General features: G+C 41.6%; 20 protein-coding genes. 8 read left to right on the top strand and 12 right to left on the bottom strand.

Annotated elements, in window-relative coordinates; genetic code table 11:
• Position 1: 1 nt before the first annotated feature.
• The 7 genes from FHG64_RS10315 to FHG64_RS10285 all read left to right on the top strand — a co-directional run bounded on the left by FHG64_RS10315 (position 2) and on the right by FHG64_RS10285 (position 4,759).
• On the top strand, positions 2-442 hold the full coding sequence (locus FHG64_RS10315) for an META domain-containing protein (RefSeq protein ID WP_139066325.1): 441 nt from the start codon (positions 2-4) through the stop codon (positions 440-442).
• Positions 443-482: 40 nt separating this feature from the next.
• Complete coding sequence (locus FHG64_RS10310) at positions 483-860, top strand: SufE family protein (protein WP_246054374.1); 378 nt, start codon at positions 483-485, stop codon at positions 858-860.
• Between the two features lies 1 nt (position 861).
• On the top strand, positions 862-1,185 hold the full coding sequence (locus FHG64_RS10305; protein WP_139066323.1) for an SUF system Fe-S cluster assembly protein: 324 nt from the start codon (positions 862-864) through the stop codon (positions 1,183-1,185).
• Between the two features lie 33 nt (positions 1,186-1,218).
• Entirely contained in the window at positions 1,219-1,731 is a 513-nt protein-coding gene (locus FHG64_RS10300) for a DUF2480 family protein (RefSeq protein WP_139066322.1), read from the top strand.
• A gap of 3 nt (positions 1,732-1,734) precedes the next feature.
• Positions 1,735-2,622 (top strand): DUF3078 domain-containing protein, encoded by an 888-nt coding sequence (locus FHG64_RS10295; RefSeq protein WP_139066321.1) that lies wholly within the window; start codon positions 1,735-1,737, stop codon positions 2,620-2,622.
• A gap of 136 nt (positions 2,623-2,758) precedes the next feature.
• Positions 2,759-3,979 carry a GTPase HflX gene (gene hflX / locus FHG64_RS10290; protein WP_139066320.1) on the top strand — a complete coding sequence of 407 codons (1,221 nt, stop codon included), beginning with the start codon at positions 2,759-2,761 and terminating at the stop codon, positions 3,977-3,979.
• A gap of 54 nt (positions 3,980-4,033) precedes the next feature.
• The gene (locus tag FHG64_RS10285; RefSeq protein ID WP_139066319.1) at positions 4,034-4,759 is read left to right on the top strand and encodes a hypothetical protein; all 726 of its coding nucleotides are present in this window, start codon (positions 4,034-4,036) and stop codon (positions 4,757-4,759) included.
• 85 nt (positions 4,760-4,844) lie between these two features.
• Here FHG64_RS10285 and FHG64_RS10280 read toward each other — a convergent pair whose 3' ends face one another.
• The 3 genes from FHG64_RS10280 to FHG64_RS10270 all read right to left on the bottom strand — a co-directional run bounded on the left by FHG64_RS10280 (position 4,845) and on the right by FHG64_RS10270 (position 9,558).
• On the bottom strand, positions 4,845-5,252 hold the full coding sequence (locus FHG64_RS10280; protein ID WP_139066318.1) for a hypothetical protein: 408 nt from the start codon (positions 5,250-5,252) through the stop codon (positions 4,845-4,847).
• A gap of 85 nt (positions 5,253-5,337) precedes the next feature.
• Entirely contained in the window at positions 5,338-6,723 is a 1,386-nt protein-coding gene (locus FHG64_RS10275) for a DUF5689 domain-containing protein (RefSeq protein WP_139066317.1), read from the bottom strand.
• 3 nt (positions 6,724-6,726) lie between these two features.
• Complete coding sequence (locus FHG64_RS10270) at positions 6,727-9,558, bottom strand: carboxypeptidase-like regulatory domain-containing protein (protein ID WP_139066316.1); 2,832 nt, start codon at positions 9,556-9,558, stop codon at positions 6,727-6,729.
• 113 nt (positions 9,559-9,671) lie between these two features.
• Here FHG64_RS10270 and FHG64_RS10265 point away from each other — a divergent pair, with 113 nt between their 5' ends.
• Positions 9,672-10,745 (top strand): endonuclease/exonuclease/phosphatase family protein, encoded by a 1,074-nt coding sequence (locus FHG64_RS10265; RefSeq protein ID WP_246054068.1) that lies wholly within the window; start codon positions 9,672-9,674, stop codon positions 10,743-10,745.
• Positions 10,746-10,751: 6 nt separating this feature from the next.
• Here the strand turns inward: FHG64_RS10265 and FHG64_RS10260 are convergent, their stop codons facing one another.
• From FHG64_RS10260 to FHG64_RS10220, 9 genes are all read right to left on the bottom strand, one after another.
• Positions 10,752-11,444: a hypothetical protein gene (locus tag FHG64_RS10260; RefSeq protein WP_139066315.1), complete on the bottom strand. Its 693-nt coding sequence runs from the start codon at positions 11,442-11,444 to the stop codon at positions 10,752-10,754.
• Positions 11,445-11,545: 101 nt separating this feature from the next.
• Positions 11,546-12,622 carry a PA0069 family radical SAM protein gene (locus FHG64_RS10255; RefSeq protein WP_139066314.1) on the bottom strand — a complete coding sequence of 359 codons (1,077 nt, stop codon included), beginning with the start codon at positions 12,620-12,622 and terminating at the stop codon, positions 11,546-11,548.
• Positions 12,623-12,924: 302 nt separating this feature from the next.
• Positions 12,925-13,707, bottom strand: coding sequence for an enoyl-CoA hydratase/isomerase family protein (locus tag FHG64_RS10250; RefSeq protein WP_139066313.1), 783 nt, complete (start codon positions 13,705-13,707; stop codon positions 12,925-12,927).
• Between the two features lie 60 nt (positions 13,708-13,767).
• Complete coding sequence (locus FHG64_RS10245; protein WP_139066312.1) at positions 13,768-15,222, bottom strand: sensor histidine kinase; 1,455 nt, start codon at positions 15,220-15,222, stop codon at positions 13,768-13,770.
• Between the two features lie 47 nt (positions 15,223-15,269).
• Positions 15,270-15,818 carry a CopD family protein gene (locus FHG64_RS10240; RefSeq protein ID WP_139067947.1) on the bottom strand — a complete coding sequence of 183 codons (549 nt, stop codon included), beginning with the start codon at positions 15,816-15,818 and terminating at the stop codon, positions 15,270-15,272.
• Positions 15,819-15,978: 160 nt separating this feature from the next.
• Positions 15,979-17,331, bottom strand: a complete 1,353-nt coding sequence (locus tag FHG64_RS10235) for an MATE family efflux transporter (protein WP_139066311.1) — start codon at positions 17,329-17,331, stop codon at positions 15,979-15,981.
• Between the two features lie 4 nt (positions 17,332-17,335).
• Complete coding sequence (hemH, locus tag FHG64_RS10230; RefSeq protein ID WP_139066310.1) at positions 17,336-18,370, bottom strand: ferrochelatase; 1,035 nt, start codon at positions 18,368-18,370, stop codon at positions 17,336-17,338.
• A 92-nt stretch (positions 18,371-18,462) separates the two neighbouring features.
• Positions 18,463-19,194 (bottom strand): ThuA domain-containing protein, encoded by a 732-nt coding sequence (locus tag FHG64_RS10225; protein ID WP_139066309.1) that lies wholly within the window; start codon positions 19,192-19,194, stop codon positions 18,463-18,465.
• An 85-nt stretch (positions 19,195-19,279) separates the two neighbouring features.
• Entirely contained in the window at positions 19,280-20,179 is a 900-nt protein-coding gene (locus tag FHG64_RS10220) for an AraC family transcriptional regulator (RefSeq protein WP_139067946.1), read from the bottom strand.
• Positions 20,180-20,230: the final 51 nt, after the last annotated feature.

Genomic DNA, 20,230 nt, shown 5'->3' with positions numbered 1-20,230 from the left:
TATGAAAAATATGCTATTAATATTTCTGGTCTTTATGGTTTCGTGTGGTGAACAGAAAGATAAGAAAGATCCTATGCAGCCCCAAAGAGCAGTCACAGGTGAAATGGACCTCTTAGGCAGTTATATACTTTCTCAATTACGAGGAAAGGACATCTCTTTTGAGCAAATAAGCCTTCGTATAGATACCACCAGACAGGAAATCATGGGGAATGCAGGCTGCAACAGGTTTAGCATTCGTTATAATGCGACCGGGAAAGAGATAAGCTTTCAGGACCCGGTAAGTACTAAAATGTTTTGTGAAGGAAAAATGGAGCGGGAAAAGGAAATTATGGATTTATTCTCTACAATATCTTCCGTAGAAATGGATGAAGAAAACGTAATTTTCCTTGATGATAATGGAGACCCTGTATTCAGGGCAAAAAAAACAAATGAACGTGAGTAATATAAAAGAAAAGCAGGAAGAGGTAGTCGACGAGTTTTCCATGTTTGATGACTGGATGCAGCGCTATGAATATATGATAGAGCTGGGAAAATCACTGCCCCTTATTGATGAAAAATATAAAGTTGATGAAAACCTTATTAAGGGCTGTCAAAGCAAGGTTTGGGTTCATGCAGAGCTGCAGGGCGACAAACTCGTTTTCACGGCAGATAGTGATGCCATTATAACCAAGGGTATCGTCGCCATTCTAATACGGGTGTTTTCAAATCAACATCCGGCCGACATACTTGAAGCCGACACACAGTTTATAGATGAAATTGGTCTAAAGGAACATCTCTCACCCACCCGGGCTAATGGCCTGGTGAGTATGATCAAACAATTAAAAATGTATGCCATCGCATACCAAACACAACTTGATTAAAATGGAACAGGAAATAGACACAGAGGCATTGGGAGAAAAGATCGTTAGGGTCTTAAAAACAATATATGATCCCGAGATACCGGTAGACATTTACGAGCTGGGGCTTATATATGATGTTATGGTGAATACAGATTATGATGTAAAAATACTTATGACCCTTACAACTCCAAACTGTCCTGTAGCCGAAAGTTTACCCCAGGAAGTGGAGGAAAGGGTGAAGTCCCTTGATGAAGTGAACGGTTGTGAAGTGGAGATCACTTTTGATCCTCCCTGGACACAGGAACTTATGAGTGAAGAAGCCAAGTTGGAATTGGGAATGCTATAAGCCTTACTCTGTATTAAAACCAAATTAAGAGACATGTCAACAGAAATAGTAAACAGGGTTGCCAACAGTAAACTGGTCACCTTTGATCTGGAAGATTTTTACCCCCGGGGGGAGCGTGTACTTTTTGATATAAAGGACTGGCTTCTGGAGGGCCTGGTACTGCGTGAAGGTGTCTTTAGAGAGAAAGCTGCAGCCCATGACTGGAGCAGGTATAAAGATGCTTATGTTGCCCTTAACTGTTCTACAGATGCTATTATACCTGCCTGGGCCTATATGCTGCTCTCAACCTATTTACAACCTTATGCAAAAAAAGTGATTGTGGGAGATCTCGATGTTCTTGAAACCATTCTTTATACAGAGATAATAAGCAATCTTGATGTTGAAGACCTGCAGGATAAACCGGTCATCATAAAGGGTTGTTCTCACAAACCGGTACCACAAAACGCCTATCTTCTCTTGATCGCAAAGCTACAACCGGTTGCAAAGAGCCTTATGTATGGGGAGGCCTGTTCCTCTGTTCCACTTTACAAAAAATCCAAGAAATAGCATATGAAAAAAGCATTACTCTCTGGCCTTCTGAGTCTTTTAATTACCACCGTTTTCGCACAGGAAAATAATATCCCACCAAACGGTTGGACAAACCAGGGTAATATTCAATTACTCTTCAACCAATCGGCCTTTAACAAGGAGTGGACAGGAGGTGGGACATCAAGTATCTCTGGAAACCTCATAATGAACTATGAGGAGAACTATCGTAAGGATAATTTCTCCTGGACCAATCGTATTTTTGCAAATTACGGTCTTACTAAAGTGCGAACCGATGAGTTCATGCGAAAGACCAGTGACCGTTTTGAATTAAATTCTATTGCCGGTCTCCAAATGGAAAATTCGAACTGGTATTATTCTTACTTTCTTAATTTCAGGACACAGTTTGATAAAGGCTATAATTTTGGTCAGGATGCTGAAGGAAGGGTTACCAGAACAGAATATACTCAATTCTTTTCTCCTGCATACCTGCAAACAGGGCCCGGATTTATGTGGAAGAAGACCGAAGATTTTGTTATTAACATAGCACCCGCTACCGCAAGATTTATCTTCGTTGATAAAAAGTTCACTACTACCCCGGGATATGTTGACGGTCGGTATTTTGGCGTAGATGAGGGAGAGACCAGCAGGTTTGAATTTGGTGCATCCCTTAGCGGATATTTTAAATTTAATATCCTTGAGGATGTCACTATGGAAAACAATATCAACTTATATTCCAATTACCTGGATTCGCCAGGGAATATAGACATTGATTATCTTCTTAACCTGGATATGGGAATAAACAAATACCTCTCTGCCAACTTCCTTTTCCAGGCTATTTATGATGATAATGCGGTTGGTGCCTTTCAAATTAGAGAGGTTTTTGGAGCAGGCATCAATTACAATTTTTAAGAAGAATTTTCTCTATACTTGATCTCCCGGAGGACTTATGGTCTCCGGGATTTTTTTTCACTAAATTCAAGTTAATTTTTTACTGAAACCCTACGGCTTAAACAGCGATTAGATTCTATTATGTAACTTTGTTAATATGATAGAAAAGACCGATTTAAATTATGAAAAGGCAGTCCTTATAGGGATCGTTACCAGGGATCAGGACGCCGATAAGCTTGAAGAGTATCTTGATGAACTTGAATTCCTTACCTATACTGCCGGAGGGGAGGTCATCAAACGTTTCACACAAAAAATGGAACGTCCAGATCCTAAAACCTTTATAGGTTCTGGAAAGATCAATGACGTTAAAAAATTTATAGATGAGAATGAGGTAGGCACGGCGATTTTTGATGATGAACTCTCGCCTGCTCAACAAAAGAACATAGAACGTGTACTCCAGTGTAAAGTACTGGACAGGACCAATCTTATCCTGGATATTTTTGCACAAAGAGCCCAGACAAGCTATGCCCGCACCCAGGTGGAACTGGCACAATACCAGTATCTACTGCCGCGGCTTGCAGGAATGTGGACCCACCTTGAAAGACAACGGGGTGGTATTGGAATGAGAGGTCCCGGGGAAACCGAGATCGAGACAGACAGGCGTATAGTACGGGATAAGATCTCACTACTTAAAAAGAAAATAGAGACCATAGACAAGCAAATGGAGGTGCAAAGGGGCAACCGTGGCCAATTGGTACGGGTAGCTCTTGTAGGGTATACCAATGTTGGTAAATCCACCCTTATGAATGTGATAAGCAAAAGCGACGTATTTGCTGAAAATAAGCTCTTCGCAACCCTTGACACCACTGTGAGAAAAGTGGTAATTCGAAACCTCCCTTTCCTTTTAACCGACACTGTGGGCTTTATAAGGAAGTTGCCAACCCAGTTAATTGAATCTTTTAAATCAACCCTGGATGAAGTTAGGGAGGCCGACCTGCTATTACACGTGGTCGATATTTCACACCCAAATTTTGAAGAGCACATTGAATCTGTAAACCAAACTTTGGCAGATATCAAGAGTGCAGATAAGCCTACCCTTATGGTTTTCAATAAAATCGATGCCTATAAACAGGAAAAAATTGCCGAGGATGATCTCGAGACAAAAAGGACAGTTGCTCATAATTCCCTCGAAGACTGGCGTCAAACCTGGATGAACAGGATGGGAGACAACGTTCTTTTTATTTCTGCTCTTAATAAGGAGAATATGGAAGATTTCAGAAGAAAAGTTTATGAGGCAGTAAGGGAGATACACATCACCCGTTTTCCTTATAATAATTTCCTGTATCCGGAATATGATACATACGGGGAAGAGGAATGATCCTGAAAATTTGATTATTATTAATTAACTTAGTGTAAATCAAAGCCTTTAATTATGAAAAAAATATTGTTTATCCCTTTAATGCTCTTTTGCGGAATCCTCTTTTCCCAGGACCTTGATGGCTCCTGGAAATTAATTGAAAGAAATGGAGACCAGGTGGAAGATATGGAAGTTGTCAAGATCATCCAGGATGGATATTTTGCAGTAGGTGAAAAAATGAAAGATGGAAATAAATTCCATAGTGCGAGAGGAGGAGAATTTCAAACCGACGGTGACAGCTATATGGAGATCCAGAATTTTAATACAGAGAACCCCGAATTTATTGGAAAGGAGATCAATTATACCATTGATCACAGTGGCAACCGCCTTACGATCTCAGATCCCGTTAATACTATGGTTTGGGACAGGATCTCCAATACCGGCAATGAGCTCACCCGTAATTGGGTGTTCACAGGCAGGGAGCGCGACGGGGAGTTAAGCAGGTCTACCCCCGGGGACAGGAGGACCGTTAAAATACTAAGCGGGGACCGCTTCCAGTGGATCGCTTTTAACTCTGCCACAGGAGAGTTCAGCGGGACAGGGGGAGGAACATACACTGCTAAAGATGGAAAATACACAGAGAATATAGAATTCTTTTCCCGTGATGACAGCCGCGTGGGTGCCAGCCTGGAGTTTGATTATGAAGTAAAGGACGGGGAATGGCATCATAAAGGCCTAAGCTCGAAAGGTGATCCTATTTATGAAATTTGGTCTCCTTATGAGGAAGCATATACAAAGTAATAGATAACCTGTTGTACCTATATTAAACAAAAGATCAGCCCACTCAGGCTGATCTTTTGTTTTAAAAGCTATTGCGGAAAAGATTTTAATTCCGTTGCAATCTTCCCTCCAGCGGCATATAATATTCACCCTTGGGATTAGTTTTAAGACTAAAAATAATATTATCCTCATTGGGTAAATATTGCAACTGCACATTGCCAATGGAGTTACTCAACCCGCTGCGGATGCTACCCTGGAAAATATTTTCAGATTTTCGAACCAGAACAATGGTGAAATCCTCTCCGTTCTCCCTGCAATCAATCCTGTCTCCTCCCAGGTAAACGCTGCAATGGTTCCCCCTGTAGTTGTTTTCTGAAATACGCATAAGGTCAATACTGAACATATTTGAGCCATCCTGGGAATTCCAGCTCCAGGAGCCCTCAATATCCTGGCCGCTGGAGGATAAGGTAATGAAGAAAAACAAAAGAAATGCAAGTTGTAATTTTTTAACCATTCGCGTAATTAGATGAAATTTTTAAAAAGGAATAGCCAGTATATTCCAGATAATATAATGTAGGCAAAAGTACAACAGAAAATTCTTAATTTCCTGTTACTCTTACGTTATCGATATCATAAGTTGTAGTTTTTTCTGAAGCTGCACCCAGATACCTGAACGCTACATGAACTGTTCCCTCAAGACAGGAAATATCTATATGGGATCTTGTGAATGTAACAGCATTTTGATTTGTTGGCCCAACAGGAATATTAGCATCGAGCAAATACCAGTTTGTGGTCAAAGGATTTCCTGTATAATCTGCTGTAATATATACCCTTAAAATCGTTGCATTATCATACGAGGCTCGAAGATCAAATGATAAAATCTCATTCTCAATGGTATTAATATTTATTGGGGGAGTGACCAGCCAGGCTTCCAGCGGATTCTCCTGCGTGTTATAGGCCGATATTCTTACGTGCCGGTTTCCTCCCTGCGCTCCCGGCTCAAACCTTTTGCTCCCCCCGCTGGAATTAAAATTGGTCCAGCCTCTTGTTTCCAGCATTCTTTGAGTAGTTATGGTCTCAAAACTTTCCTGGAAAACGGTTTCTACACCCGGGGAAAATTGGTCCCCGCATTTAAAGAATTCAGGATCACATCTTGGGCCATTATTAAAATCCAGGTCTTCAGGAGAATTCATCGTAATGATATAATAATCATCATAAAAGTTGCGGGTTAATACCCCTTCAATATTTCCTGAAGCTGCCGGAAGTAGCAATGATCTAAAGTTTGAAAATGTACTGGTGCTTAAGGTAGTAGTGGTACCATCACTGCAGCTCTCCAGTTGTCGCTCCCCGTCAAACCTATCGAAATTCTCTGCGGCGAAAGTGTAACGATCATTTTCCCGCACCAGGTTCCTGTTAAACTGTACCCCCTCCAGCCTTATAAACAGATTTTTATATCTTTCACTAAAATCTCTTATTTTTAAGGGCAAAGGCACAATGTTCGCCGTAATGCCGGTCCTTACAATATGGTCATCCAGGATCGCCCTGGAAATAGCTACAACATCTCCCCGGTTTTGCCTACCCAATTGCATGACACCATTGTTGTAACCCAAACTTAGTCCATCCAGTTTCACAATTACTTTTCTGCCAAAATTAAAGGAATCTGAAAGTGAGGTGTCATCAATAAGCACCTGGATTCCTGCAGTAGGATTTTCAGGTTTGTCCTGCAGGACCAGCTTTTTATAAAAGTTACCACCTTCATCGCTGGAGACCACATAACCTTCAAAATACATATTGGTATCCCTGAACGTGTAAATAGTATTTGTATTAAAATTGTAATGACCTTTTACGGCGTCAATAGTCGTGATATTTCCCTGAGCAGGCAGTTCAGGTGTTACCATTTCAGGCAGTTCAAAATCATCTGATTTTACGCAGGAGGAAAGTAAAAGTGCAAAGAGAATTACCGGGATGATGTTGAATTCTTTCATAGCTTAAAATCTTATATAGGCATTAGCATAATAACTCGCGCCAGTCCCGTACCAGTACTTATTACCAAAAACGGGCTGTTCTCTTTCCCTGTCTTCCTTGAGAGTCCTGTAATTAGCATTTCTTGATTGTTCAAAACCTCCTGTTTTATACAGCACATCAAATATGTTATTGAGACTTATGAAGAATCCTATATATGAACTTTTCACCCGCCAGGACTTTCCGCCCACGGCATTGACCAGGATGTAGTTATCAAACTGTTCCTGTCTTAAAAGATCCCTTGCTGTATTACTGTCATAGTTAAGAAGGGGAAGGCCATCTGCATCGGTAAGAAAATTTGAGGTACGGGTAAGGGGTGCAATATCTGCAAAGGCGTGAGAGAAAAAATTAACGGTGGAGCCAAACCACCAGAATCCGGGGTCCCGGTATTCAAAACCTATCTGTGCAGCGCGTTGAGGACCGCCTGCTATCCTGTAATTGCGAAGCATTGACTCTCCATAATCCACAGTTTCTGCAAAACTATCTGAAGTCAAATATAAGCGCGGGTTGTTGCTGTAAGTATACTGCCCTACGGCTACAGCGGCCTTAAGTTTTATTGTGGACGTAACTTGATAATCTAGGCCAAGCTCCACACCCAGGTGCCTTTTCCCTATTCCCTGGAGGACCTCCTGTACAAAGGCCGTAGTACTTGTCCTGCCAAGCCCGCTGAGTCCATCGGCATAAAAAAATGAGATCTCTGTGGCATCTTTGAATTCAGTAAAATAACCGGTAAGTCGGGAGCGAAACTGTGGAGACCTGTAAATATATCCCAAATCCAACGATAGAATTTCTTTACTCTTTATATCCCTAACAACATTATTGTTTTGTCGCGAATTGGAAAAGGTATTCCGAAGGGTGGGTGCCCTGGTGAGATATCCTGAATTGAAATTGATCAAATGCCTCCCGGTTATCCTGTAATTGCCTCCAAATTTAATTCCGAAATTATTAAAGACCTGTAGCGCACTCCTTCCAAGAGAATTTTCAGGATAGCTGCCGGCCCTGTATAAACCATTTCTTTGATACCGCGTTTGGGTACCCTCTGCCGCGAGGTATATGTCTGCCTGCTTATGTTTAAACTGTACTTGTGAATATGCCTCAAAAACTTCTGCATGAAGTTCAAAATTATACTTATATCTATCTCCTTGCCGGGCAATGCGGTTACGGTTGTCAAGATCACTTTGTGCACGGTCACCCAGGGACGAGGTTTGATCACCTTCAGCAAAGAAATCAATATCCAGGTAGCCGGTGCCTCCCAGAAGATCTTTTAACTGTGCATAATTCTCACTAAACAGCCGGGTATATCTCAGCTTCGAGCTTAAGCTCCAGGAGGAATTAAATTTGTGATCAAGAATAGTATTTGCAGTAAATTGTTGATCATCTGTCCTGTCCTCTGCGATCACATATACGGCATTTCCTCCAGAGCCAAGGAACAGCTCATTGGCAGTATATAAGCTCTCCCAGTCCAACTGACCATTTTGCGTGAACTCCTGCCTGGATCGATAAGCTGCTTCATAATTAGGATTATTTATATTTCTAAAAAAATAGCTTGGAAGTTTTTGATAATAGGCAGGATCTGGATTTCGTCCTCCGCCAATATAACTTTCCTGCCCCTCGGGGCCTACCACAAGACGGGTTCCTCCAAAATCGATACGGCTGTTTCCAGTTTTCCCGAATTGAAAGGAGAGATTGCTATTTAATTGGGTCTTGCCGGAAATTTGCCAGTAATGATTAAGCATTAATACAGGCTCTTTTATTTCCCTTACCCTGGAATTGCGCAATTCTCCATTTTGATATCCCCAGAAGGAGTTGTATCGTCTCCCCCGCAAATCAATTACCTCCTGTGTATTTGCTGAAGATCTCCCCCTAATATTGGGTGTATAAAACGTTGTAAAATTAAGACTGTGCCGCAGACCGATCTTTTTTTCAACTGCAAAGAAAAACGCATTGGCATCATACAATGTTCCTTCTACATATGCTTCCTGTGCAAAACGCCTTGACATGGAGAAAGAATATGACCAACCCGCGGGTGTTTCACCGGAGTTGTAGGTAGCCATTAGCCTCCCGGTATAGCTTCTGTTGGCCGCTGCATAGGAAATCCTGCCACCACCCTGATATTTAGAAGCCCTCATCACAATATTTGTACTCCCTGCGAGTCCACCAAAACCAACTTCAGCCGGCACGAGTCCCATAGAGAATACCTGGTTGCGCTGCACATCATTGAGTCCTCCCCAGTTACTCCATTGAGGCCTGCCATTAAAGAGTTTGTTCATTTCGACTCCATTAATGAAGATTTTCCCGTGTTCACTATCCAGTCCTCTTGGCCTGAAAAAGGTTTGGCTAAAATCAAAAGCGGCCGCATTAAGGAATACATCCCGTGATGCCTGCAGGAGTCCCGCCACATTATCAACACTGCCCTCTCCATCATTAAGTTCACTTTCCCCCAGACTCACTACACCCAGAAGCATTTGATCTCTGAACATATCAATCTCAAGTGCGATTATATCTAAATTCTTCATTTTATCTTTTTCAATATTCACAGGCATTCTTAAAACGTGGTATCTTGTTTTATTGAAAATGAAAGTTTGATTTCCTACAGGGATATCCTCTCCAGCAATTTGAAATTCACCCGATTCCCCGGTGGTAATTGTCAAGGTACTTCCCAAAATACTGATTTCTACATCTGCCAACGGTTCGTAAGTCACAGCATCTATAACTTTCCCTGTGATAATTGTTTCCTGAGCAGCCATATGGAACAGCCCCAAAAACCAGGTTAGGAGCAGAAAACCTTTTCTCTTCATTTGTATAATTGTCTGGATTTCAACAATTAAGTTAAAAATTATATTTTTATATTTTTATTTTTTCCTTACCTTAAGATGCTATTTTCATATAATTTTAATAAAAAAAAGATGATATGTTAATAATTTTACATTTAAAAAGAAGGTTTATTACGATTTTGTTAATGTCAATTTTGTTTCCGGGTACTTTCTATGCACAGGATGACAAATTATTTCTCATAAGAACAATTGCATTTTACAACGTAGAAAATTTATTTGATACAATTGATGATCCATGGATCTTCGATGAGGACAGAACCCCCAAGGGAAAAGACATTTGGACTGTGGAAAAATATCAGGATAAACTCACTAAGATTTCGAGGGTAATAGCAGATATTGGGCAGGCGACTACTAACACTACTCCTGCGATAATTGGTGTTTGTGAGATAGAAAACCTCACGGTGCTTGAGGATCTGGTAAATAGGCCTTTGCTGCTTGATTCGAAATATGGGATCATACATTTTGATTCTCCAGACAGTAGGGGTATAGACGTAGGATTACTTTACAAAAAAGATGTATTCATTCCAGGATCCTCCAGTTCCCACAGGCTTTTGTTGTATGACAGGGATGAGCCTGCTAAACGGGTATATACCCGGGACCAACTGGTGGTAAGTGGTTACCTGGATGGAGAACCTGTACATTTTATAGTTAACCACTGGCCTTCAAGAAGCGGGGGTGAAGCCAGGAGTAGTTATAAACGGGAACAGGCGGCAAAACTCAATCGCAGAATTATCGATTCTCTTTCAAGGCTGGAGGTAAATCCCAAGATCATTGTAATGGGAGATTTTAACGATGATCCCCATAATAAGAGTATTAAGAAGGTACTGGGTACTACAGGAGATAAATCTAAAGCCACTGATGCTCTATTGTATAATCCCATGGAACAAATGCTAAAAAGAGGACAGGGTACACTGGCTTACAGGGATGGGTGGAATTTGTTTGATCAAATTATAATTTCCCGGGCGTTTCTATCCGGAGATTATTCCTCCTACCAGTTCTACAAGGCCGGGATCTTTAATCCTGATTATCTCATCACCCCGCACGGGCAATTCAAAGGGTATCCCTACCGCAGTTATGACTACGGTGGATACACCGGAGGTTATAGCGACCACTTCCCTGTCTATCTTTTTCTTATTAGGGAATTGCCTTAATAAAAATTATTCCCGGGTTACCGTAATGGCATTTGGTAGATTATCTACCATTCTGGTATAGAGGCTACGGTTCTCATCTATGTTGGATGGTTCAATTTCAATAGTGCCATCCCCATTACCGTCCATTGCAGTGGTAAGATCTATCCCGGTAAAGAGGGTATTTATATTGATATTTAAAAAAATTCGTTCATTTGTGGCCAGGTTAAGTGCCCCTCCCTGTAGGGTCCTGGTAATAATTTCCTCCACATCTGTATGTATCATAAGCAGCATATTATTCACTGTCCCCGAGATGGAAAGTGAGCGGTTATTCATAGGATCGGCTGCGGGGAGTTGTTGACCCCTGTCAAGTCTTAGAGTGACCCTATCATAATTACCTTGTTCAAGCTGGGCAGATCCTACCTGCGTAGGCTGGGCCGGTAACCCACTATTGAGAAGCGGGATTTGACGTACACTCCCATCACCAAAAAGGGTCCTGCTACCGGTACTCTCGCCGGCTTTGATTACTCCAATATCTCTTAATCTTATTTGTGCCTCCAGCAGGTTTGCACCGCCCACTACACTGGGTGAAGAAGTTTCGCTGGTAATTACAGGCCTCGCTTCCATGGTAAGAGTAGCCACAGGAGTAGCATCATCATCACTGCTGCAGGACATGAATCCCATACTTGTCATCACCAATACCCACACAAAAAATCTATTCATTCTCATATTTACTTTTTTTTAAAGATAAAAAATATTAGTATAAATGACACGGCATTAACGAAACTATAGCAAAGCCTCACTGGCCAAATCCACCGGTATTCCTAGAACAATTTCATTTGCCCATCCTTATACTCCCTGTGAAGTTCACAATTCAAAGGCATTATACCCTTATCCTTAAAATACTTCTTTCTTGCAATTCGAAACTGTTGTTCCACTTGTTCTGCTATGTTACCTTCTCCTTTCATCCTCCTGCCAAAGCGGCTGTCATTCAAATTCCCACCGTGGCATTCCGCTATTTGGTGCAGTACCTTTTCTGCCCGGTGAGGCATGGCTTTTTTTATCCAGTCTGTAAAAATTCCTCCTATGGCTCCATTTAACCGAACCATTGTATAACCCACTCCTTGAGCGCCATTTTCTGAGATCGCTTTTACCAAAGGTAGGATCTCATGACTGTTGATCCCGGGAATGATGGGTGCCATCATCACACTTACCGGTATATTGGCCTCAGAAAGTTTTCTTACGGTTTCCAGGCGTTTTTTCACACTGGCAGTGCGAGGCTCCAGTAACCTGCGGGTAGTCTCTTCAAGGGAGGTAATAGAAATATTCACCTGCACCAGGTTATCTGCAGCCAACTCTTTTAATATATCCATATCCCGCTGTACTAATGCATTCTTGGTAATTATACCTACTGGATGTTTGTACTTCAAAAAGCACTGCAATAAGCTACGGGTGATCTCCAGCTTTTTTTCTATAGGCTGGTAACAATCTGTATTTCCTGAAAGTACTATAGGCTCTGCCTCCCAGCTCTTGCTGCGCAGTTTCTTTTCCAGCAGCGCCACGGCATTCCTCTTAACAAGGATCTTTTGCTCAAAATCCAGGCCTGCACTATAACCCCAGTACTCATGAGAATTCCTCGCATAGCAGTATACACATCCATGCTCACAGCCCTGGTAGGGATTAAGGGAATAACCCATTCGTATATCGGGACTGGTGACCTTATTTACAATGGTCTTAGGAAAAGTGTCTGTTAAGGTCGTTCCCGACGCCCTGGCCTCTTCCCCTTCTACTGCACAATAATTGAGGAAATCATCCCGCAGTTCGTGGCTATGAGCATCAAACCTGTTCCCTACATTCAACTGTGCTCCCCTGCCTTTTATTATTTCATCTCCATTGCTCATAAAACAAAAATATGGAATATATCCTTATAAAAGGAAATATTCCATATTTAATTCATTGATGTCTGGTTAAAAAACCTAGACCGCTTCCGCTGCTAGAATATAGAACCTGGACTAAAATCTACTTCAATGGAAAACATTGCTTTACCCAATTCTAAATAGCTTGGATTTCCATAAACTATTTTAGATTCAAAACCAGCCACATATTGAGGTTGACTTGACCTTAGACTATACATAGTAAGGTTAAATGTATATTCACACTATATAAATAGGATACCAATGATTTAAAATTTGTAATATAAAATCTATTTTCCGGGAAAATCGGCTTTTCTTTTGCTCAAAAACGCGCTCGTGCCCTCCTTGAAATCGGCTGTGCCAAAGGAGTTTCCAAATTCTTCGATTTCCCGGTCAAACCCGTTTACCCCATCTTCATAATTGGCGTTCACGGCTTTAATAGCTGCACTTATTGCGACCAGGGAATTCTTAAGGATCCTGCGTGCTATATTTTCTGTAAATTCCAGCAGCTCCTCTGGGGTAGTAACGTGGTTCACAAGGTTATACTGCAGGGCCTGGCTGGAATCTATCATTCCTGCTGTCATGATCATTTCCATAGCCCTTCCCTTACCTACCAGTTGTGGTAGTCGTTGGGTCCCGCCATATCCCGGAATAACTCCCAGTGAAACTTCAGGTAATCCCATCTTTGCTGTTTCACTTGCAATTCGAAAATGAGCAGCCATCGCAAGTTCAAGTCCGCCGCCAAGCGCAAAACCATTCACCGCCGCGATTACCGGCTTTGGGAAATTGGCTACCAAATCAAAAAGTTTTTCCTGTCCCCTTGCCGCCAGTTCCTTTCCTTCTTCAGTAGAGAAATTGGCAAACTCGCTTATATCTGCTCCCGCAACGAATGCTTTCTCACCACTACCTGTTAAAATGATAACCTTAACTTCATCATCCAGTTCAGCATCTGTAAAGGCCTGGTGAAGCTCTTCAATAGTTTGTTTATTTAATGCGTTTAGCTTGGAAGGCCTGTTTATAGTAATGGTTAAAATGCCATCATTTTTCTCCTCAAGTACATTCTCAAATTTCATATCGGTTATTTTTGGTTAGACAAAACTTCTTAGGCTGCTTCTTATAGGGCAACTAATGGTTTATTTAGGAAACTTTACAGTAAAGATAGTCCCTTTATTTCTTTTTGAAGTAAATGTGATACTACCTCCATAGGTCTCTACAAGGTTCTTAACCATTGCAAGTCCAAGACCCATCCCACTGGATTTGGTAGTGAACTTAGGCTCAAAAACCTTTTCTTTATTCTCTTCGGCTATACCTACGCCGTTATCACTTACGGTTATACTCACCATATCCTCTACCTCCTCTACTCTCACAAGGATTTTAGGATCTGGTATATCCTGCAGGGCCTGGGTGGCATTTTTAACCAGATTTGTCACAACCCTAATGAGCTGGGTGCGATCAAATTTTGCCAGGATCTCCTCTTTTTCTGTAGAGAAGATGATATATTCTTCATTAAAAATATCCAAAGCCAGCTTTACTATCTTTGGAACATTAAGGATCTCATTTTGCTGCGCAGGCATTTTGGCGAAATTGGAAAAGGCAGATGCTATGGCACTCATTGTATCAATTTGATGAATGAGGGTATTGCTATATTCCTCAACCTTCATCTTAATTTCAGGATCATTGGGGTCAAAATTTCTCTGGAAGCTTTGTACACTTAGCCTCATGGGGGTAAGCGGGTTCTTGATCTCATGTGCTACCTGTTTTGCCATTTCCCGCCACGCCTGCTCCCGCTCACCTGTGGCCAGTTTCACAGCACTTTCTTCAAGATCATCGATCATACTGTTATAGGCAGCCACCAGGGTATATATTTCTTCAGATGCGTTCTCGATCTCGATCTTTTGGTTCTTTTTGTCAAGCCGGGTTTCCACGATCTTCTCAGAAACCATTTTCAGGGATTTGGTAATGTATTTTGACAGGAAATAGGACAGCAGGATAGCCAGGACCAACATGAATAAATAGACCTCAGCCATTTTCATAAGGAAATCATTAAGGTCCTTTTGAAGTAATTCATCATCCTGCAGGTAGGGAAGATAAAGTATAGCCAGCGGCTTGAACTGGTTATCATTTAAATAGGAGTAGGAGGACTGGAAAACCTGACCGTTTACCTCGCTCCTTCTTAAATATCTTTTTCTTGAAGAAGATTCAAGTTCTTTGAGGACCTGGGGAGGGATTTGATCATTTGAGGTGTCACGAAAGAAAGATTCGTTGGACTGGATGAGCAATTTACCCGAAAGATCATAGATATTGAGTTGCATATCATGAACCTGGGAGATCTCATGGATCTTTTGCCGGTCTTTCATGATCACAGGTAAATTTTGAGTATTCACCACATGAGTCGTGCTGGCCAGAACAAATTTTATGTTTTCCCTTATGGCCTGCTCCTTTCTTTCCAAACGTTCCCGGTGATAGGCTTCACTCTCTTGTTTATATTGATAAACAGTCACCCCCACGATCAAAATTGAAGCACCCAAAACCAACAGGATCATGGAAATGAAAATTCTGTTTCTAAGGGAAAGTTTGATAAGCCTCATTTAAATTTTTAATGATTTAGCCAGCATTAATCAATTATCACACCATCTTATGCATTAGGATTTCCTGACCTGATTCTTTGATACATCTTAAAGCCAAGCATTAAAATAACAGAAAGCAATATAATCCCTATTACTCCATAGATCCAATCCAGGGCATTTCGCAATATCACAAGAAAGATCACTGCAAAAAGAATGATCGTTGCACCTTCATTAAACAACCTCATTCCATTGGAGGTCCATTTAATAACATCTTGCTGGAATTCTTTGAAAATGAGGTGGCACTTGAAATGATAGATAAATAACAATACCACGAAACCCAATTTCACCAGCATCCAGTCCTGCTCCAGCCAAAAAGGCATTAATACAAGCAACCATAAAGCAAAACCCGTTGCGAGGATAGCCGAGGGCCAGGTGATGATGTACCACAACCGCCTGGTCATCATTTTAAGCTGGGTGGTGAGGATAGAGCGTTCCGGTTCCTTCTTATCTGCAGCTTCTATATGATAAACAAATAATCGAGGAATATAAAAAAGCCCGGCAAACCAGGTGATAACAAAAATTAGATGTAAAGCCTTTAAGTATTGATAATATTCCAGCACGTTTCTCTATTTAATGTCTGCTTGCAGTTACAGATCCTTGGTTAAAAGCAATGATACTTTAAAATGCTTCGGAAGGGGTGCAGCCCGTCCTCATAATTTTCATGTGCAGGCCGTTGCTCCCTTTACAAAGATAGGAATTTCCTTCAGCAGAAAAATATTAACCTGATCCTGTGTCCAGCTTCTGCTTTATTTCCTTCCGAAGAAAAAAACCCGTCACCAGCGTGGAAAGCAGGTCGGCCAGTGGAAAGGAGATCCAAACCCCTAGCTCCCCCAGGTAGAGCGGCAACACGAGCACCAGCGGAATAAAGAAAAAACCCTGTCTTGTAAGTGTTAATAAAAGTGCCGGGGTGGCTTTTCCTATGGCCTGAAAATAGGCAGATCCAATTAATTGTAATGCTACAATTGGTGTAGCTGCAAACACCCATCGCATGGCATTGGGAGTTTGAGAGATGATCACAGGATTGGTGGTAAAAATGCTTACAATCTCTTCAGCAAATACCATAATGCCTGCAAAAACCAGGAGCCCCAGGATACTGGCATATAGTATTGCGGTAACTATACTTCTTTTGACCCTGTCCCAGAGCTGAGCCCCATAGTTGTAACCGGCAATAGGCAGGAACCCCTGGGTCATTCCCAATACAGGGAAAAGGGCAAACATTAACATGCGGGCTATTATCCCATATACGGTAACAGAGTCTTCTCCTCCCAGTTCAAATAATATATTATTCATAAGTAGGTATACAATACTTACCACAGCCTGTCTTGCAAGGGTTACAAAGCCAAGAGAAGCGATCTCTGCAGAGATGGAGCGGTCGAGCCCAAATGATTTAAAATTGATCTTAAGTTCAGAATTTCTCGAGAGGAAGAACCATAATACATATCCAAAACATAACAAATAGGACATAGTGGAGGCCCAGGCAGCACCTTCCATTCCCATATCGAGCACGTAAATAAGAATATAATCAAGCAGGAGGTTACCTACTGAGGGGATGATCATAGCCACCATGGCAAACCTGGGTTTTCCCTCTGCACGAATAACTGTATTCCCCATCATACAAAGTGCAAGGAAAGGGACTCCATAAAGTACAATGGTATAATAGATCCTGGCGGGTTCAAAAATATCACCTTTACCACCAAAGGCAGGAATTAGCGAATCCCGGAAGTACAGGCCAACTATGACCATTCCAATGGTAAGTAGAAGGGTCCAGGTAATTTGATTACCAAAGGTTCTTTGGGCCCTCGCCCTGTTTCCGGCGCCAAGCGCCCTGGAGATCACCGAGGATCCTCCAATTCCTATAGCCATTCCCAATGCTGCTATGAAAAAAGAGACCGGAAGTACTACATTGATAGCTGCAATGGCAATAGAGCCAATCCAGTTACCAACAAAGATCGTATCGACCAGAATGTTGAGGGACATGACAAGAATGCCAACAGATGCAGGTACCGCCTGGCCTATGAGCAATTTTCCTATAGGTTCCTTTCCCAGTACCGCGGCATCATTCCCTGCCATTATGCTATACCTCTACAGGTTTGGATAAAGCCCACTCGTCTATCCAGCGGGAAAGGACTTGAGACCAGTCGTCGCGATCATTGAGACAGGGCACAACGGTGAATTCCTTACCTCCCACTTCGTGGAAGATCTCTTCCCCCTCCATGGCGATCTCTTCAAGGGTTTCCAGACAATCGCTCACAAAAGCAGGGGTAACTATAGCCAGTTTTTTCATCCCCTGTTTACCGAACCTCTCAATGGTCCTGTCGGTATAAGGTTGAAGCCATGGGTCAAAACCTAATCGCGACTGAAAGGAAACGCTATATGTGTTTTCCTTTAACTCCAGGTATTCTGCCACCAACCTGGTGGTTTCGTAACACTGGTGCCTGTAACAAAATTGATGTGCTGCAGATGGGGTCTTGCAGCATGATCCATCTATCTGGCAATGGGATTTGGTAACATCGCTTTTCTTGATATGCCTCTCTGGCACCCCGTGATAGGAAAAAAGGAGGTGTTGAAAATCTATCCCTTTAAGCCTCTCAGCTATACTATTCGAGAGTACCCTTATATAATCTGGATGGTTATAGAATGCAGGAACAGATGTAAAGGACATTTCAGGAAAATGTTCTTTTCTAAGCTTTTCAGCCAGGACAAGAATTGTCTCTGTAGTAGCCATAGCAAACTGTGGATATAAAGGAAAAATAAGGACCTCATCTACCCCCTTATCCTTAAGCTCCTGCAGTCCCGACTTAATATTGGGTTTGCCATATCTCATTGCAAGCACAATAGGAACTGAGGTTAATCCATCAATCTTGTCGCGCAACCTTTCAGAAAGAACAATCAAAGGTGAACCTTCATCCCACCAAATCTTTTGGTAAGCCTCTGCCGATTTTTTGGGACGTGTGTTAAGAACAATCCCTCTTACAATGATATTTCTGGCCCAAAGCGGTACATCTATGACCCTTTCATCCATTAGAAATTCGTCGAGGTATTTTTTCACGTCCTTAGGATCGGTACTATCGGGTGATCCCAGATTAACAAGAAGAACTCCTTTGCTCATAATTTTCCTTTTTCAAAATCAAAAATAATATTATTAAATGGTCCCGTTATCGATCAGGCATTTTTCTTTCTTATTGCAGGATAGAAGAAATATTAATCCTTCTTCACATCCAGGGCAAAAAGTATTGAGCGCAATAAATGTTCAACAAAAGCCGGCTCTGTATATGACTGGATGGTATGGCCACCGCCGGTATAGATGGAAATACCACCTCCCTCGAGTTCTTTGTACCAGGCAAGTGGATGATCTTCCCCATTGGTTCCTCCCTTATAGGTGCTTTCATCAAGTTTTAATAACACCTTATTATCAGGGTTTATATTCTTATAATTATACCATTCGTCTGTCCTCACCCATCTTTCAGGTAAATGGGCGACTGCAGGATGATCTGGCATTGTGACTACCACTTCGGCCTCCTGCACTTCTGGATGGCTTACAAAATAAGCACCCACCAATTTGCCATACCATTCCCAGTCATATTCAGTATCTGCAGCGGCGTGGATACCAAAAAAGCTTCCGCCGTTATCTATGAAATCCTTAAAAGCCTCCTGTTGCTTCTCATCCAGTACATCTCCTGTAGTGTTAAGGAAGAGGACTAGATCATAGGACTCAAGGTTTTCCCGGGTAAATTCTTTAGGATCATCGGTTTCTTCAGTATTAAAACCATTTGCCTCCCCAAGGTCGGCAATTGCCTGGTAACCTGCAGGTATGGATTCGTGCCAAAAGCCTTCAGTTTTATAAAAAACCAGCACATTCTTATCCTGGGCATATAGAGAACCAGCAAGCGAAAAGACAAGGAATAAAAATGAAGCTAAAATCGATCTTTTCATAATTGTTTTTTTTATGGTTGAAGTGGGCCCGCAAAAATATTATTATGCGGGATCTATTAGCTTATCGCTTTTGCTATTTATTAATCTAATTTGCTGCAGGAAGGGACATAATATATTTCTTTGGAGTAGTACCAAATTTCTTCCTGAAGGCAGCAATAAAGTGACTGGCAGTACTGTACCCTACCTTGAGCCCTACCTCATTTACATTATACTCCCCACTGTCCAGCAGCTTCCTGGCATATTCCATTTTATAATCAAAAAGGAAACTATAAACCGGCTCGCCATATATTTGTTTAAAACCTTCTTTTAATTTTTTCAGGCTTAAACCTATCTCATTTGACAGCTCCTGCAGGGAAGGCGGCTCGGCCATACGGTTAATTACAATATCCTTGGCTCTTCTTATCTTAAGAATATTTTCCTCATCGCTTAAAAAAGGACATTGCTCCACATCCTTATCACCTGCACGGTTAAACTGAAGACTTAATAATTCGTATGCCTTTGCTTTGAAATATAAACCCTTAATGGTAGGCATAAGATTAAAGTTCATCAATTGATTAAGCACTATGGCCATTGAAGGGGAGATCTTGCCATCCTGGTAATATTTCTTGTCCTTATTTTCCAGGCTTAAGAAAGGTATAAATTTTGCCTCCTGGCTAAACAGGGAGTGAAATTTCTCGATAGAAACCACAAGGGAGATGAGCCAGCTTTTGGGAGCCAGGTTCAAATTAAGGGGAAGGTCCTGTTTTGGGTTGTATAATAAGAGGGAATTATCCTCTTCGAGGTTGATAACATAACTACCGCCATTGAATAAAAGATCTGTCCTTCCCTTTACACAAAAATGGAACTGTATGTAACTACTATCCACTCCCCGGCTACAGGATTCCACATTTTCACTGTCATTTTGTGATTTTAAAATATAAAATCCGTCTTCAATTTTCGTCTCTTCCACAAACCCTCCAGCGATATTTTCCTCCTGCATTTTCATCAATTTTTTTAATTTTTATTTAGAACTGTTCTAAACTACCTCTTCCAAACT

This window comes from Antarcticibacterium flavum, assembly GCF_006159205.1.
Classification (GTDB): Bacteria; Bacteroidota; Bacteroidia; order Flavobacteriales; family Flavobacteriaceae; genus Gillisia; species Gillisia flava.
The sequence above is the reverse complement of the archived record's forward strand: the minus strand, read 5'-3'. Positions and strand labels throughout refer to the sequence as shown.

Bases quoted from the DNA above. Each gene is read 5' to 3' on its own strand.
- FHG64_RS10315 (WP_139066325.1), top strand. From the start codon at position 2: ATGAAAAATATGCTATTAATATTTCTGGTCTTTATGGTTTCGTGTGGT.
- FHG64_RS10310 (WP_246054374.1), top strand. From the start codon at position 483: ATGTTTGATGACTGGATGCAGCGCTATGAATATATGATAGAGCTGGGA.
- FHG64_RS10305 (WP_139066323.1), top strand. From the start codon at position 862: ATGGAACAGGAAATAGACACAGAGGCATTGGGAGAAAAGATCGTTAGG.
- FHG64_RS10300 (WP_139066322.1), top strand. From the start codon at position 1,219: ATGTCAACAGAAATAGTAAACAGGGTTGCCAACAGTAAACTGGTCACC.
- FHG64_RS10295 (WP_139066321.1), top strand. From the start codon at position 1,735: ATGAAAAAAGCATTACTCTCTGGCCTTCTGAGTCTTTTAATTACCACC.
- hflX (WP_139066320.1), top strand. From the start codon at position 2,759: ATGATAGAAAAGACCGATTTAAATTATGAAAAGGCAGTCCTTATAGGG.
- FHG64_RS10285 (WP_139066319.1), top strand. From the start codon at position 4,034: ATGAAAAAAATATTGTTTATCCCTTTAATGCTCTTTTGCGGAATCCTC.
- FHG64_RS10280 (WP_139066318.1), bottom strand. From the start codon at position 5,252: ATGGTTAAAAAATTACAACTTGCATTTCTTTTGTTTTTCTTCATTACC.
- FHG64_RS10275 (WP_139066317.1), bottom strand. From the start codon at position 6,723: ATGAAAGAATTCAACATCATCCCGGTAATTCTCTTTGCACTTTTACTT.
- FHG64_RS10270 (WP_139066316.1), bottom strand. From the start codon at position 9,558: ATGAAGAGAAAAGGTTTTCTGCTCCTAACCTGGTTTTTGGGGCTGTTC.
- FHG64_RS10265 (WP_246054068.1), top strand. From the start codon at position 9,672: ATGTTAATAATTTTACATTTAAAAAGAAGGTTTATTACGATTTTGTTA.
- FHG64_RS10260 (WP_139066315.1), bottom strand. From the start codon at position 11,444: ATGAATAGATTTTTTGTGTGGGTATTGGTGATGACAAGTATGGGATTC.
- FHG64_RS10255 (WP_139066314.1), bottom strand. From the start codon at position 12,622: ATGAGCAATGGAGATGAAATAATAAAAGGCAGGGGAGCACAGTTGAAT.
- FHG64_RS10250 (WP_139066313.1), bottom strand. From the start codon at position 13,707: ATGAAATTTGAGAATGTACTTGAGGAGAAAAATGATGGCATTTTAACC.
- FHG64_RS10245 (WP_139066312.1), bottom strand. From the start codon at position 15,222: ATGAGGCTTATCAAACTTTCCCTTAGAAACAGAATTTTCATTTCCATG.
- FHG64_RS10235 (WP_139066311.1), bottom strand. From the start codon at position 17,331: ATGGCAGGGAATGATGCCGCGGTACTGGGAAAGGAACCTATAGGAAAA.
- hemH (WP_139066310.1), bottom strand. From the start codon at position 18,370: ATGAGCAAAGGAGTTCTTCTTGTTAATCTGGGATCACCCGATAGTACC.
- FHG64_RS10225 (WP_139066309.1), bottom strand. From the start codon at position 19,194: ATGAAAAGATCGATTTTAGCTTCATTTTTATTCCTTGTCTTTTCGCTT.
- FHG64_RS10220 (WP_139067946.1), bottom strand. From the start codon at position 20,179: ATGAAAATGCAGGAGGAAAATATCGCTGGAGGGTTTGTGGAAGAGACG.